The following is a 13,769-nucleotide window of genomic DNA, read 5'->3' on the forward strand; positions in this document are numbered from 1 at the left end:
TTATTGTTCCGAATTCAGGATTTGGAATTCTTTTTCAACATAAATTTTGAACACTTCACAGGTTGTTCTGTTGTCTAAGTTCTTGCTGTCGTCTCTGTTCTTGTAATCTAAATTGTTGCTGTTGTCTAATTTGTTGATCTTGTCTGAGTTGTTGATCTTGTATTCTCAGCTGCTGCTGTCGTGTAAATTCTTGCTGTTGTAGTCTTGTTTCTTGCTGTTGTAGTCTAAATTGTTGCTGGCGTATTAGTTCTTGCCGTTGTCGTGTAAATTCTTGCTGTTGTATGTTCTGTTGTTGTTGTAGTTGTGGTTGTTGAAGGTTGAGCCGTAGCCATGTATCCTTCAATTGCTCTTGTGTTTGCTGAGTTTGCTCCTCTTGTTGTTGTCTCATTCTTTCTTGAAAGGACTCAGGTTGCTGAGGAAACGGTTGAATTATTTGTCCATAAGCAGGAGAATTCATCGGCAAAGCTTTTGCAAGAACAATCGCTAGTAGCCAAAGTTTAAGCGTCAATGATCGATTCAACATACAGTTATTTGTTATCGGTTGGGTTGAGCGATCGCTTAACCTTAATATAACAATTTCTACTGCCGCCTTCTTGAACCAATTGCGACTAACGTCAAGATATCTGTGAGATTAAAGTAATTAAATTTACTGACTGGAGCAGATTTAATTCTTACTTGCTCTTAGTTGCCCACAAGCAGCATCAGCTTCTAAACCACGGGAATAACGGACACTAACAGCAGTATTTTGCTGCTTGAGAACGTTCACAAAAGCTTGAATGCGATCGCGGTTGGGGCGTTTGTAGTCTACTTCTTGAATGGGGTTATAAGGAATCAAATTTACATGACTTTGAAATCCTCGCATACATTTTGAAAGTTCTAATGCATGTTCTGGTAAATCGTTGACACCAGCTAGGAGAACATATTCAAAGGTAACGCGCCGTCCAGTGATTTCTACATATTCTCGACACTCAGCCAGTAAATCTTCGAGAGGATAGGCGCGGGCGCTGGGGACGAGTTTTTCTCGTAGTGCTTGGTTGGGTGCGTGGAGACTTACAGCCAGAGTGATTTGCAAATTGTTTTGCGCGAACTGACGGATGCGATCGCGAATCCCCACTGTAGAAACTGTAAGCGATCGCTGCCCAATACCGACATCTTGATTCAGGGATTTTAGGGATGCTAGGACATTCTCAGTATTTAACAACGGTTCACCCAGTCCCATAAACACCACATTGCTAACCCGTTGCTGAAAATCTTCTTGCACAGTCAACACCTGATCGACAATTTCGTGCCGTGCTAGGTTGCGTTTGTAGCCTCCCTTACCAGTAGCGCAGAAATCACACGCCATTGGGCAACCTACCTGAGTAGAGACACAAACTGTCAGACGGGCTTTTGGGCCTTCTCCCCTTTCTGCAAAGGTGGGGATGCCTACAGTTTCAATAATCTGCCCGTCTGTTAATCGTAAAAGATATTTCACCGTACCGTCGGGAGCCTCAGAGCGGTAATGTAAAATTGAGCGCCCAATGGGGATTTCTGCTACTTCTTTGCGCCATTGCTTGGAGAAGACAGAAATATCAGCTAGCGATCGCACCCCTTTGTCATAGATCCATTCATGCAGTTGCTTTCCTCTGTAAGCAGGTTGTCCTTGTTGCTGCACCCAAGTGTTTAACTCTGCCAGAGAAGCACCTAGAAGGGGAGGGATAAATTCTGATTTTTCTGGGTTGAAGTCAACCTGAGATACAAGAGGCGTAGCAGACATAAAAAAATCGCGAGTTGATGTTGGATCTCTATCCTACACCTGCTAGATCGAGTTAGTCTTGACCAAAGAAGATGAGGAATTAACCAAAAGTTGTGCTGTTCCACCCCCACATTGCACCCTTTGCGTCTGCAAACTCGATGTAAATACGATTTTTCGGCACACCTAGAGTTTGGTTAATCTGCTGGCAAAAGTCTTGACTCATTGCTGCGGTTTGCTCTGGCTTCATCGTACCAACGCTCTTTATTTCAATGTAGCAAACTGGGTCTGTATTCCCTGCAAAAGTCATAGAAATTCCTGGTTCAAAAGCAGTCATTACATAAGATTCTGGTTTTCCCAAATGTTTCGCTAACTTGGCTGATAGGTTTAAAAGCATTGACTCAATTTCAGCTTTTTCAGGAGATGATGCAGAAGTTTGCACTTTAATTAAAGGCATAGTACCGAAATTAGAATTTTGGATTTCATTTACACTGTTAAGTTTATCAAAAGGCAGAGGTATAGAGTATAAGGGACTGACAAAAAATAAATTATCCAAAATTATTTGTAAATTTATAGGGGTGCAAGCTCTTGCGCCCCTAATGTCGTTGGGCTTAATTCTCCTGTTTCACGTACTACTCTAATACGTAATGTTTTAGCTTTAGCTAGAAAAAAGGGTATTACTGTACCATATTTAAAAAGTATGGATGATGCAGCAATACAAAAATTTATTAGGTTTAATTCTTAGAATGGATACTCTTCAATTATTTCATTTGATATTGTTAACTTAGTATTTATTCCTTTATTTTTGTGTGCTAGTAGCATAAATCTGTCATCATGTTGTCCTGGTACTATTGGTATAAAGCATTGATATACTGATGTATATTCTGATGCTCTTAGCAAATTAAATAATGAGTATGGGGTAAACCAAAAACTTTGATTGTTGTGCAGTGCTGCCCATAATGATTTTTCTTTATCTTCTGGTTTTGTTTCTTCGTTGAATTCTTGAAAAGTTCTGCCCCAATACTGCTTTTCATTATATTTTCTGTATTCTTCGGCTTCTCCATAGTGTGTATCTATGATGGTGAATCCTGTACACATTTCGCCCATGTTTTTTACAAATTTAAAAATATCTGGTGTGTTTAAATGGTAAAGAATTCCACAACATAAAATTATGTCGAAGTATCCATATTTATCAGTACTTATATTAAGTACGTCGTCTTGGATGAAAGTGATATTTTCTAAGCCTAAACATTCTCTTGCAAATCTGGCTTTTACTATGTTTGCTTGTCTTCCTTCGATTCCTACTACTTCTGCCCCATGTAATCCTAATTCAATTGAGTACATTCCTTCCAGACAACCTAAGTCAAGAATCCGAGTATCAGAAATTTTCTTTTTTGCGTTATCTGCAATTATTTGTAGAATGCAATTTATCGCTTTTCTGTCCCCCATAAAATTTTTATCGATTGTGTATATATCATCAGTGAGTTTGATATTGTGTGCTGTCCATTTGCCATAGTTTTCGATAATTGATTTTCGTTTTTCTTTGATATCGTTAGTCATGATTAGCACCTTTAAATTATTTTGTAAGTTTAGCAGATGGATTTTAATTTGGCATTAATTATAAAAAAAAGCTGGCGTTTTTAGCCAGCTAATTATTAAGCGATCGCCTTGGATTTATGCTGTATCTTGTATTTCAGTTATGAGATGAGCGAAATAGATGACTATGTTCGGGATGATATAAACGCGATCGCCCTGTTGTTGTCGAAAGTGCTGGACTAATTATATAAAGTGTAGTGCGAATTAGTTTTTCTTGATGAGTACAGTCTGCCATTTGATTCAGGGGGACAACCCTAATTTTTTCATCGGGCCATCCAATGCGAAAGCAAATAGCAATCAGGGTTTCGGCTGGGTAATGTTCGAGTAGTTTTGCTTGGGCATTTTCGACGTGACGCGCACTCAAATACAAGCAGAGGCTAGCTTGATGTGCTGCAAGAGTGGCTAATTCTTCGGCGGCGGGGACTTCTGTACGTCCACTAATACGCGTCAAAATAATGGTTTGAACTAAACCAGGGACAGTCAGTTCTACTTTGAGTTTGGCAGCAGCAGCTTGAAAGGCGCTAATACCAGGTATGACTTCAAAAGGAATATTTGCCTCTTTTAGGAGGTGCATTTGCTCGTGGATGGCGCTGTAGAGACTAGGATCGCCAGAATGGAGACGGACTAGAGATTTGTGCTGCGATCGCACCCTATCGATCGTAATCGCCAAAATTTCTTCTAAAGTCTGATTCGCAGTTCTAATTATCTCGGCATCTTTCCGACAAAGTTCTAAAATTTGTTCGGGTACTAAAGAATCAGCAAATAAAATTACATCAGCAACAGCCAGTAATTTTTGCGCCTTCACCGTTAATAAGTCAGGATCTCCAGGGCCTGCTCCGACAATATACACAGATGGTTCTACAGTATATAGTGTTTTTTTATAGCTTAGGCTTTCTGTATATTCACTTTTAAAAGAACACACGGCAATCCCTCAAAAAATTTTTTGGCAAATTCTTCAGTATCTTTCCGGATTCACCCTCTTTCCCTAGTAGAGAGTAATGGTAGATGCACCCTGGTTAAGCCCTAGAGAATACTCTGGGGCATTTTTTATTTTTTAGTCATTGGGAATTGGGCATTGGGCATGGTTATTCTCCTTGTCCCCCTTGTCTCCCTCATCCTCCCCTCTCCCCATTTCCCTTAAGAGTAGGAACTACATCGGGTAAAGGGCGTTTGAGTAAGTAAAGCCAAGCTAATCCAACTAATCCCAATAGAATTCCTAAACTACTGACTACTTGTGCCATCCGTAATGGCCCCAGCATCAAGCTATCAGTGCGAAAGCCTTCAATCCACAAGCGTCCTAAGCTGTAGGCTGGCCAGTAAATTAGAAACAGTGTGCCTATCTTGAGACGTGGCTTACCGGATAAAGACCGGAAAAACAATGTTATTAGTAGCGTAAACACCATTAAATCCCATAGAGATTCGTAGAGGAAGGTGGGATGAAAGTAATCGAAACTAACATATTCTAAAGGACGATGCTCTGGTGGAATATAGAGCTTCCAGGGTAAATTAGTCGGATCGCCAAAAGCTTCAGAATTAAAGAAATTGCCCCAACGTCCGATCGCCTGCCCTAAAATCAGCGAAGGTGCTACTAAATCTGCCAGCTGCCAGAAAGAAACCTGCTTGATTCTGGCAAAGATTAACGCAGCCACAACGCCACCAAGAATCGCTCCATGAATGGCAATACCTCCTTCCCAGATCGCAAAAATTTTTCCTGGAGTTGGGGCATATTTTGACCATTCAAAAAAAACGTAATATAGTCGTGCGCCAGGAATTGCCCCAATCAACAACCAAAAGAACAAATCGCCTAGCAACTCAGGATTAACGTTACGGCGCTTTGCCAAATTCTGGGAAAGGATGACGCCAATTAACACTGCTGTGGCAATTAACAAGCCGTACCAACGAATACTTAGTGGCCCTATTTTCACCAGAATCGGTCCTGGAGAAGTAAATTGAAACGCCAAGGGCAAAGTGGGAAAATCCAGTGCCATGAAAAATTACCTAGAATTCGTTAACTACCCGCGCACTTTGCTAAGTACGGAGTTTCTTACATCTCGAATACTGAAACTCCACTTAAATCCACCACAACATTGTAGGGAGGTAGGTAAAAATCCAGTATACATATTTAGGAGTCTAATTCCTAACGCTTAATTGAGCATAACTTGTGCCACTAAAACAATTGACTTTACCATCCTTACCGAGAGCGCAAGATGGTAGATTTGAGTAAGTTACACAAAATGGTTTCGATATAATCACCTAAATAACTTTGATATATTTAAAATTGTGATTGCTATTTATCCTGGTAGCTTCGACCCCATTACCTTGGGACACCTCGATCTCATCGGGCGCGGTAGTCGGCTGTTTGAGCGGGTGATTGTCGCTGTACTACGGAACCCTAACAAGATGCCACTTTTTAGTGTGGAGCAACGGCTAGATCAGATCCGTCTTTCTACAGAACATCTACCTAATGTAGAAGTAGACAGCTTTGATGGTCTTACCGTTAATTATGCTCAAATGCAACAAGCACAAGTTTTGATCCGGGGTTTACGGGCTGTGTCAGATTTTGAAGTGGAACTGCAAATGGCTCACACCAATAAAACTCTTTCTACCCAAATAGAAACAGTTTTTCTTGCAACCTCAAATGAGTATAGTTTTTTAAGTAGTAGTGTGGTAAAAGAGATTGCAAGGTTTGGTGGCTCTATCGATCATCTCGTTCCCCCACACATTGCCCTAGATATATACCAATGCTACAATCAGAAATCTCCAATGTTGAACCCAATCTCAACGGAAGCAATCCTCCCTCTCAAGAATATCTCGGTGGAGAGGGAAGCATAGATATTCAGCAGGAACTCAACCGCCTAGAGGAAATGGTTCTCTCTAGTCTCAGGATTCCGCTGACGGGACGCACACTCATAGATGAAGAAAAGCTGCTAGATCAGCTTGATTACATCCGCCTTGCTTTACCATCCCTTTTTCAAGAAGCAGCAGCAGTTCTCGACCAAAAGAACGAAATTCTGCTGGAAGCGGAAGAGTATGGACAGCAGGTTGTTGAGGCTGCACAAGCAAAAAGAGCGCAAATTTTAGCTGAAAGCGATATTATTCACCAGGCAGAACAAGAAGCTGAACAACTGCGGCGACAAGTGCAACAAGAGTGTGAGGGAATAATGCAAGAAACCCTCGCCGAGATTGACCGCAAGCGGTATGCTTGTCAGCAAGAGTTAGATCTGATGCGACAGACTGCGATCGCTCAGGCTCAAGAAATTGAAGATGGTGCTGATGCCTATGCTGATGGCATTTTAGGCAATATCGAGCAGGATCTCAAAGATATGTTGCGAATTGTCACAAATGGACGGCAACAATTGCAAATTGATAACCTCACTCAGCGTAATTCACCTCCTGGCAAAAAAAGATAGAGGTTCTAACGAGAGATGAGGAAAAATTATCGGTTGGGTTTCGCTATTGCTTAACCCAACAATTTGCATTCAGAAATACTTTTAGCTTTCCATAGTTGAAGCTGAATCTAGCTGGTAATAGGTTTAATATTTTGGCTTGTAATTAAACAGGATTTTTTAGAAATGCTTACTTTCGCTCAAGTTAACTTTGGAGCAAATTCAGCTAGTATAATGGGAATTATTTATTTGCTTTTAGCAGTAGTTTACTTGATTTTTATGGTATTTTGGCTAGTCAAACGTGGAATAAGACTTACAAGTTGGGCTTTAGCACTTTATATTATCCAAGCGATATTTACGCCAATTATAATGTTATTGTCCGGGTTTATTTTGGTTTTCCAAGGCTGGCGGTTAGATCCAATTCTTCAATTTGGGCAATTTTTATTGTTTTTATTAATTATTTACTTACTTATCAAAGATATTATAATTAATGCAGTTTACAGAAATAGGTGATTTTATAATTGGGAGAATCTCATTAATAAAATTTGTGTTTAAAACTTAGGAAAATTGTTACTGGGTACAGGGAAAAGTACCTAATCCCTAATCCCCAGTCTGCTTTACTGCGATCGCGATTGGTTAATTCGCTTTTGCAATTCGGCTTCAATTTCTTCATCTGTGCTGCAAAAGACTTTTGGACGTTGCTCTAATCTATCCATGAGAATGTGGAAGGCTTTTACATCTTTGGGATGGTAGCGAACCCAGTCCCGCAACTCTTCATCAGTCATTGCTTGGTAGTTAGAATCTGTCATGGAAACGTTACCTCACCGTTAGAGTAGATTTCTATTTGTATTGTGCCTCCAACTAGCATATATATGCGCTTTGTCCTTTCGTCTAGGCGCACTACGTTTATCGATTGAAGCAGATTGCTTGCTCTTACTGACATCCGGTAATATGCTCCCAACTGCTCTGATGTCGATTCCAATTCTACCTCCTTATTTAATTTTCAAGGTTCCGATGGCTGGCTTTTGATTTCCTGTCAGCACATGATTACAAAGTATATGTAAAATCTTCCACGAGCATACCGGGAACTAAACTACCTCCTAGTTGGCGACTTTCATAAGTACCTACTTCGGGAATGAATTCTTGAAAACTAGTCAAATCTATGAGATTTTCTCCCCAAAAACGATAGAGACTTTCATCAAAACGTAAGTTTTCAATGGGTGCGATAATTTCTCCATTTTCTACCCAAAAACAAGCATAACGGGTCATACCTGTGATTCTACCAGTTTGGCGATCGCTCCAATTCAAGTAATGCAAATTTGATAAATATAATCCTGTATCCAATCTCGGAAGAATCTGCTCAAATATTAAATTTCCAGTACTGATTTCTGGCGCTCGTAAAGTCTCTGAACCATTAGCGCCATTGGCAGTTTTCTGATATTCCTTAGCAGTGCGAGAATTCACCAGAGTGTTTACCAAACGTCCTTTTTCTATTACAGGTAACTCCGGTGCTGCCATTTCTCCCAATTCATTAAATCGCGGCACTAATCCGCGTTGAAAGTTTTCTTTCAAACTAAATGCCGTCGAAAGTTGTTTTTCTTGACGCGATAAAGCAGCTAAAGCACTGTTTCCTTGTTGGATATCAGCTTCGCTTACTGCTCCCCAAGAAAGCATTACTAATAAATCTGCAACAGCAGCAGGTGCAAAATAAGTTTTGTATTGTCCTCGTGGTAATTCTTTAATTGGGCGAGCTAGCAATTCGAGTTGCTTTTTGGCTTCGCTAATTTTGGCTATATAAGCAGATTCATCCCAATCACTTCCGGCAAATGTGCCCTTAACTGCTTGTCCAGACGTGGAAAATAAAGAATAATCTAAGCTAAAAGAATCAGTAGCAAACCAGTGTTTTTGACCACTGGAATCACCATAACCTTTAATTACTATTCCCCCAGCATATATACCAGTAAAATCTAATTCAGAAACTTGTTCTAATACACTTGTGACTACTGCTTCCTCTGGCAATAAATTTCCAGAATGTACTTCCCGGCTGATATTATTGCCTGATGGTAAAACTAGATATGGATCGATGGGTAATAGAATCAGTTCGTCGCGTAGTTCCTGCAAAGCAAGATATGCTAATTGCCAGTCTAACCCCCAATTTCCAGTAAAGGGAAACTGCCTAATACTGCTGCGTTGATCTGCCATCAGAGTCAGTTCTATCCAACCATCAGCAACACAACCAGTTTGTCGCACTTTCGCATGGTTGAAACGAGTAAATTGACTTCTTTCACTACTAAGTCTCACAGTGAATTGTTCATTTTCGGTTTTTTTAATCAGCAAACTTTCAATCAGTCGATTAAAACTGACTTCTAATGCAGATAATTCCTCAATTTTCATAGAAATTAAATATCGATAGGGAATAAAGAGGGGGAAAAAGTTAAAAGTTATGAGTTGAAGAAATTGTTAACTTCTAATTCCTAACTTCTAACTCTTGTATTTGTATTTGCACTTTTTCAACTTCCTCCACCAAAAACTTCGACATTAGCAAATACACAAACAGGTGAACCGTGTCCTACCGAAATGGCCTGATTTGGTTCTCCTTTACCACAATAAGGAGTACCATACATTTGCCAGTTTGTGGCATCTCCTACTTGGATTAAGCTATGCCAAAATTCTGGTGTTGTGGCGCGATAGTTAGGATTACGAAGGGTTTTGGTGAGTTTGCCGTTTTCAATTAATTTAGCGTACTCGCAACCAAATTGGAATTTGTAACGGCGATCGTCAATTGACCAAGAACGATTAGATTCCATGTAAACGCCGTGTTCTATCCCGCCAATAATGTCTTCAAAAGTGCCGTTTAAAGGCTCTAAATTCAAGTTTGCCATGCGATCGATCGCTGGTCGATTCCATGAGGAAGCACGGGCACAGGCAACTCCTGCTACACCTGCTCTGGCTTGACTTTCCAGACTGCCTAAACCCCGTTGGAGTACACCTTCTTTAACCAAATACTCCTTTGTTGCTACAGCACCCGTATCATCAAAGTTATAGCTAGCAAATTCACCAGGCACAGTAGGATCAAAAGTAATGTTCATCAGTGGCGAACCATATACTAGGTTGCCAAAATCACTTTTATTAACGAAGCTGCCCCCAGCATAGTTACGTTCATCTCCCAAAATTCGGTCAATTTCTAGGGGATGCCCGACACTTTCATGGATTTGCAGCATCATTTGATCTGGAGCTAAAACTAAATTGGTACGGGTGGTTGGACATTCCTCTGCTGTCAAGAGTTCTACAGCTTGTTCGCCAATTTGCCGCACCCGATGCCATAAGTGTTCTTGTTTTAAAAGTTCGAGTCCGCCTTGGTAACAGTTTGCTTGCGAACCGTTGTTGCTGCGTTGTTGTACAACCGCTCCATCTTGGGCAGTGGCTCCGTAATTAGTGCCTATAGATAGTATTTTTTGATAGACTTCTGAGCCGTTGCTGCTAACAAACCATGATTCTCTCTCAGTGGTGCTGGCACTGGCTATGGTTTGCACAATTTTGTCATCAACTTTGAGCGTTTGGCAAATACGAACCAGTAAATTGTTGATTTCTCCTGGACTCAAAGCATCCAATGGTTCAAGAAATGGAGATTTATATTCACCAACGACTTTAGGGCGCTCACTTTCACCGAAGGGATGTATCCACCATTCACTGGCTGCTAGTGCCTGTTTATAGGCTGTTTGAGCAGCGGTTTGAAGGGAAGACAGTTCTAGAGAGTTAGTAGCTGCATAACCCAGACAGCCATTGACCAAAACTTCCAGCATGACTCCGACAGTGGAGGATTTGCCGTTTAGTTGGGGTAAGGCATCACGAACTGAACGGATAGTAGAAGTCTCCTTGACGGCTCTAAGACCAATCCAATCAGCGGGAATATCGAAACTAGCGATCGCTTTTTTAAGTTCAGACCACATAATTTAAGGAATTGGGAATTGGGAATTGGGAATTGGGCATTGGGAATTGGGCATTGGGAAGAATTCAATTCTTAATCCCTAGTCCCCAGTCTCTTCTAATTCCGATGCCAGCGTGTACCATCACGGCTATCAATTAGCGTAATACCTTCTGCTTGGAGTTCGTCACGAATGCGATCGCTTTCGGCAAAATTTTTGCCTTGACGCGCTTCTTGTCTTTGTTGAATTTTCGCTTCAATTTCCGCATCGCTTAAACCGCTACTGGCAGGTGTTTTTACTTCTGGCTTCGCGGTTAAACCAAAAACATCAGCCAAAGTAACAAGTGTTCGCCATACCTGAAGCAATTCATTGTCTGGATTATTTGTTTTCCCTTCATGTATCAACATATTCCCCTCCTGGCGTAATTCTTTAGCCATTTCAAACAAGCTTCTTAACCCACCAGGGAAATTAAAGTCATTGTTGACAGCGTTGCAAAAACCTTCAGCGTAAGGATGGAAATTGGAATCGATTTTTGTGTTTAATGGCCAACCAAGTTGTTTAGCGTGTCCCTCAAAGAGTTGACCGTTGCGATGAAGCATGGGATTACTGACTATATCCAAATCCCAACCTAGTTTTTTGCCGTATTGGTAGCCGAAGAGTAAACCTTCTTTAATGGTGTGCCAGCCATTGGTTGCTGCGGCGATCGCTTCGTCGGTAAAATCTATGGGTGTACGATATTGAGCGGTCAGCACGAACAACCGCACTGCCATCGGGTCAACTCCTCGATCCAGCAATTCTCGAATAGTGGTAAAGTTGCCCAAAGATTTGGACATTTTTTCACCATCTACCTTCACCATGCCGTTATGTAACCAGTAACGCGCTAGGGGTTTTCCTGTTACAGCCTCTGATTGGGCAATTTCGTTTTCATGGTGGGGAAAAATTAAGTCAGCACCACCAGCATGAATATCTATGGTATCACCCAAGCGATCGCGCACCATTGCCGAGCATTCTATATGCCACCCCGGACGGCCTGCGCCCCAAGGTGATTCCCAAGCTGGTTCTCCCGGTTTTGCTGCTTTCCATAAAGCAAAATCAGAGGGGTCTTTCTTTTTCTGGTACTCTGGATCTTCTATGTTGACGCGATCGCTCGCTCCGGCTTGCATATCTTCTAACTTGCGTCCCGAAAGTTTGCCATATTCAGAAAACTTTCGTACTGGATAATACACATCGCCATCAGCAGGGTAAGCAAAACCTTTATTTTCCAACTCATGAATTAACCGTTGAATGCCATTCATCGTATGGGTAGCGCGGGGATACTCATCGGCTTCTTTAATCCCCAGCCGCGCCATATCCTCAAAATATGCTTCGATAAAGCGATCGGCTACAGCCTCCATTGATGAATGTTCAACACAGGCTCGATTGAGAATTTTGTCATCAATATCGGTAAAATTTTGGATATATCGGACTTTATAGCCGATAAACTGGAGGTATCGGCGGATTACATCCCAAACGATGCAAGCTCTAGCATGACCCAAATGGCAGTAGTCATATACCGTCACGCCGCAGTAATACATCTTAACCTTGCCTGGTTCGACTGTTTCAAACGGTTCTTGACGACGGGTGAGGGTATTGTAAAGGGTTAGGGTCATATATCAATTCAAAATTCAAAATTCAAAATTCAAAATGGAAAACCCTGTATTGGCAGGCATTCTGGCTGCTGACTGTATGGAAGTCAAAGGTGGAACAGCTTAACAGATGTAATCCTGAATAGGGAGATAAGCAATAATAGGGTAAAGCAGCTGGGATGACAGTCCAGCATCCCTATGCTAGTACGTCATGGCGGAAATCAACATACTATTGGACAAAATCTCGAAAGCCCAGAAATCAAGGGTTTTTGAATTTTGAATTTTGAATTTTGAATTCCGTGTAGCGGCGCTAGTATTTTCTGGACTATCTGCGCTACATTACTACTTTTTGACTATTTGATAACAGCGCTATGCAATCAGCAGTTACACCCGAATCTTCGGCAATGGATACGCCCAAACAAGGAATGCCAGTAACAATTATTACGGGTTTCCTCGGTAGTGGCAAGACGACTTTACTCAATCATATCCTCAACAACCAACAGGGTTTAAAAACCGCTGTTCTCGTAAATGAATTTGGCGAAATTGGCATCGACAACGAGCTAATTGTTTCCACTGGTGAGAACATGGTGGAGCTAAATAATGGTTGTATCTGCTGCACTATTAATAATGATTTAGTAGATGCAGTTTACAAAGTTTTAGAACGCCAAGAAAATCTAGATTATCTAGTAGTGGAAACAACTGGATTGGCAGATCCGCTACCAGTAGCTTTAACATTTCTGGGCACAGAATTGCGGGATTTAACCCGCTTAGATTCAATTATTACCGTGGTAGACGCGGCGAATTACAGCCTAGATTTATTTAACTCTGAGGCAGCATACAGCCAAATTGCCTATGGTGATGTCATTGTGCTAAACAAGACTGATTTGGTTGATGAAGCCACTTTGAACGAGTTAGAAATAAAAATTAACGAAGTCAAGGAAGGAGCAAGAATTATCCGCGCTACGCGATCGCAAGTGCCACTTCCTTTAATTCTAAGTGTTGGTCTGTTTGAGTCTGATAAATATTTTGACACAGTGGTGGATGAACACGACCATCACGACCATCACGACCATCACGATCATCACGACCATGACCATGACCACTCAACATGCGGTCACGATCATCACGACCATGACCATGACCATCACGATCATCATCATTCTGACCATTTAGAAAATGATGGTTTTACTTCCATATCTTTCCAGAGTGACAAGCCTTTTTCTATTAGGAAATTTCAGTATTTCTTAGATAACCAGCTACCCTCAAATATCTTCCGAGCGAAAGGGATTATGTGGTTTGATGAAAGTCCAAAGCGTCATATTTTCCACCTTTGCGGTAAACGCTTCACCTTGGATGATGATGAATGGAAAGGTCAATTGAAAAACCAACTAGTGCTGATTGGTCAAAATTTGGATCGTGAGGCTTTAATTAGTCAACTCGAAAACTGCATTTGTCTACCTTCAACCTCTCGCGGTAAAGGCTTTGGCAAATAAAAGTTAGCAGC

General features: G+C 41.2%; 15 protein-coding genes. 4 read left to right on the forward strand and 11 right to left on the reverse strand.

The features are described from left to right. Window positions 1-55: 55 nt before the first annotated feature. The 6 genes from V7K41_RS04160 to lgt all read right to left on the reverse strand — a co-directional run bounded on the left by V7K41_RS04160 (window position 56) and on the right by lgt (window position 5,316). Entirely contained in the window at window positions 56-523 is a 468-nt protein-coding gene (locus V7K41_RS04160) for a hypothetical protein (RefSeq protein ID WP_334845860.1), read from the reverse strand. A 141-nt stretch (window positions 524-664) separates the two neighbouring features. Then, entirely contained in the window at window positions 665-1,756 is a 1,092-nt protein-coding gene (gene rlmN / locus V7K41_RS04165; protein ID WP_334845861.1) for a 23S rRNA (adenine(2503)-C(2))-methyltransferase RlmN, read from the reverse strand. 79 nt (window positions 1,757-1,835) lie between these two features. After that, on the reverse strand, window positions 1,836-2,189 hold the full coding sequence (locus tag V7K41_RS04170) for a phenylpyruvate tautomerase MIF-related protein (protein ID WP_334845970.1): 354 nt from the start codon (window positions 2,187-2,189) through the stop codon (window positions 1,836-1,838). Between the two features lie 284 nt (window positions 2,190-2,473). Beyond that, the gene (locus tag V7K41_RS04175; RefSeq protein WP_334845862.1) at window positions 2,474-3,292 is read right to left on the reverse strand and encodes a class I SAM-dependent methyltransferase; all 819 of its coding nucleotides are present in this window, start codon (window positions 3,290-3,292) and stop codon (window positions 2,474-2,476) included. A 133-nt stretch (window positions 3,293-3,425) separates the two neighbouring features. Continuing rightward, entirely contained in the window at window positions 3,426-4,250 is an 825-nt protein-coding gene (cobM, locus tag V7K41_RS04180; protein WP_334845863.1) for a precorrin-4 C(11)-methyltransferase, read from the reverse strand. 190 nt (window positions 4,251-4,440) lie between these two features. Beyond that, window positions 4,441-5,316 (reverse strand): prolipoprotein diacylglyceryl transferase, encoded by an 876-nt coding sequence (gene lgt, locus V7K41_RS04185; protein ID WP_334845864.1) that lies wholly within the window; start codon window positions 5,314-5,316, stop codon window positions 4,441-4,443. Window positions 5,317-5,608: 292 nt separating this feature from the next. Between lgt and coaD the strand changes: the two genes are divergently transcribed. The 3 genes from coaD to V7K41_RS04200 all read left to right on the forward strand — a co-directional run bounded on the left by coaD (window position 5,609) and on the right by V7K41_RS04200 (window position 7,227). After that, a complete protein-coding gene (gene coaD / locus V7K41_RS04190) occupies window positions 5,609-6,160 on the forward strand; it encodes a pantetheine-phosphate adenylyltransferase (protein WP_292863671.1) in 552 nt (183 codons plus the stop codon). Further along, the gene (locus V7K41_RS04195) at window positions 6,070-6,738 is read left to right on the forward strand and encodes a DivIVA domain-containing protein (RefSeq protein ID WP_334845865.1); all 669 of its coding nucleotides are present in this window, start codon (window positions 6,070-6,072) and stop codon (window positions 6,736-6,738) included. Before coaD ends, V7K41_RS04195 begins: the two co-directional genes overlap by 91 nt. A gap of 162 nt (window positions 6,739-6,900) precedes the next feature. Next, window positions 6,901-7,227 (forward strand): Ycf66 family protein, encoded by a 327-nt coding sequence (locus V7K41_RS04200; protein WP_334845866.1) that lies wholly within the window; start codon window positions 6,901-6,903, stop codon window positions 7,225-7,227. A gap of 104 nt (window positions 7,228-7,331) precedes the next feature. Here V7K41_RS04200 and V7K41_RS04205 read toward each other — a convergent pair whose 3' ends face one another. The 5 genes from V7K41_RS04205 to cysS form a co-directional block, all read right to left on the reverse strand. Beyond that, window positions 7,332-7,523: a DUF6887 family protein gene (locus V7K41_RS04205; RefSeq protein ID WP_334845867.1), complete on the reverse strand. Its 192-nt coding sequence runs from the start codon at window positions 7,521-7,523 to the stop codon at window positions 7,332-7,334. Next, window positions 7,520-7,696 (reverse strand): DUF6888 family protein, encoded by a 177-nt coding sequence (locus V7K41_RS04210; protein WP_334845868.1) that lies wholly within the window; start codon window positions 7,694-7,696, stop codon window positions 7,520-7,522. Before V7K41_RS04210 ends, V7K41_RS04205 begins: the two co-directional genes overlap by 4 nt. Before the next feature lie 65 nt (window positions 7,697-7,761). Next, window positions 7,762-9,108 carry a TldD/PmbA family protein gene (locus tag V7K41_RS04215; RefSeq protein WP_334845869.1) on the reverse strand — a complete coding sequence of 449 codons (1,347 nt, stop codon included), beginning with the start codon at window positions 9,106-9,108 and terminating at the stop codon, window positions 7,762-7,764. Window positions 9,109-9,224: 116 nt separating this feature from the next. Continuing rightward, window positions 9,225-10,664, reverse strand: a complete 1,440-nt coding sequence (locus tag V7K41_RS04220; protein WP_334845870.1) for a TldD/PmbA family protein — start codon at window positions 10,662-10,664, stop codon at window positions 9,225-9,227. A gap of 95 nt (window positions 10,665-10,759) precedes the next feature. Continuing rightward, window positions 10,760-12,289 carry a cysteine--tRNA ligase gene (gene cysS, locus V7K41_RS04225; protein ID WP_334845871.1) on the reverse strand — a complete coding sequence of 510 codons (1,530 nt, stop codon included), beginning with the start codon at window positions 12,287-12,289 and terminating at the stop codon, window positions 10,760-10,762. A 347-nt stretch (window positions 12,290-12,636) separates the two neighbouring features. Here cysS and V7K41_RS04230 point away from each other — a divergent pair, with 347 nt between their 5' ends. Further along, window positions 12,637-13,758 carry a CobW family GTP-binding protein gene (locus tag V7K41_RS04230; protein ID WP_334845872.1) on the forward strand — a complete coding sequence of 374 codons (1,122 nt, stop codon included), beginning with the start codon at window positions 12,637-12,639 and terminating at the stop codon, window positions 13,756-13,758. The last annotated feature ends 11 nt before the right edge of the window (window positions 13,759-13,769 follow it).

Origin of the sequence: Nostoc sp. (assembly GCF_036917415.1) — a bacterium.
GTDB lineage: Bacteria > Cyanobacteriota > Cyanobacteriia > Cyanobacteriales > Nostocaceae > Nostoc.

What these genes read in the sequence shown, in the direction of transcription:
- V7K41_RS04160 (WP_334845860.1), bottom strand. Translation starts at nt 523, where the DNA reads ATGTTGAATCGATCATTGACGCTTAAACTTTGGCTACTAGCGATTGTT.
- rlmN (WP_334845861.1), bottom strand. Translation starts at nt 1,756, where the DNA reads ATGTCTGCTACGCCTCTTGTATCTCAGGTTGACTTCAACCCAGAAAAA.
- V7K41_RS04170 (WP_334845970.1), bottom strand. Translation starts at nt 2,189, where the DNA reads ATGCCTTTAATTAAAGTGCAAACTTCTGCATCATCTCCTGAAAAAGCT.
- V7K41_RS04175 (WP_334845862.1), bottom strand. Translation starts at nt 3,292, where the DNA reads ATGACTAACGATATCAAAGAAAAACGAAAATCAATTATCGAAAACTAT.
- lgt (WP_334845864.1), bottom strand. Translation starts at nt 5,316, where the DNA reads ATGGCACTGGATTTTCCCACTTTGCCCTTGGCGTTTCAATTTACTTCT.
- V7K41_RS04195 (WP_334845865.1), top strand. Translation starts at nt 6,070, where the DNA reads ATGCTACAATCAGAAATCTCCAATGTTGAACCCAATCTCAACGGAAGC.
- V7K41_RS04200 (WP_334845866.1), top strand. Translation starts at nt 6,901, where the DNA reads ATGCTTACTTTCGCTCAAGTTAACTTTGGAGCAAATTCAGCTAGTATA.
- V7K41_RS04205 (WP_334845867.1), bottom strand. Translation starts at nt 7,523, where the DNA reads ATGACAGATTCTAACTACCAAGCAATGACTGATGAAGAGTTGCGGGAC.
- V7K41_RS04215 (WP_334845869.1), bottom strand. Translation starts at nt 9,108, where the DNA reads ATGAAAATTGAGGAATTATCTGCATTAGAAGTCAGTTTTAATCGACTG.
- V7K41_RS04220 (WP_334845870.1), bottom strand. Translation starts at nt 10,664, where the DNA reads ATGTGGTCTGAACTTAAAAAAGCGATCGCTAGTTTCGATATTCCCGCT.
- cysS (WP_334845871.1), bottom strand. Translation starts at nt 12,289, where the DNA reads ATGACCCTAACCCTTTACAATACCCTCACCCGTCGTCAAGAACCGTTT.
- V7K41_RS04230 (WP_334845872.1), top strand. Translation starts at nt 12,637, where the DNA reads ATGCAATCAGCAGTTACACCCGAATCTTCGGCAATGGATACGCCCAAA.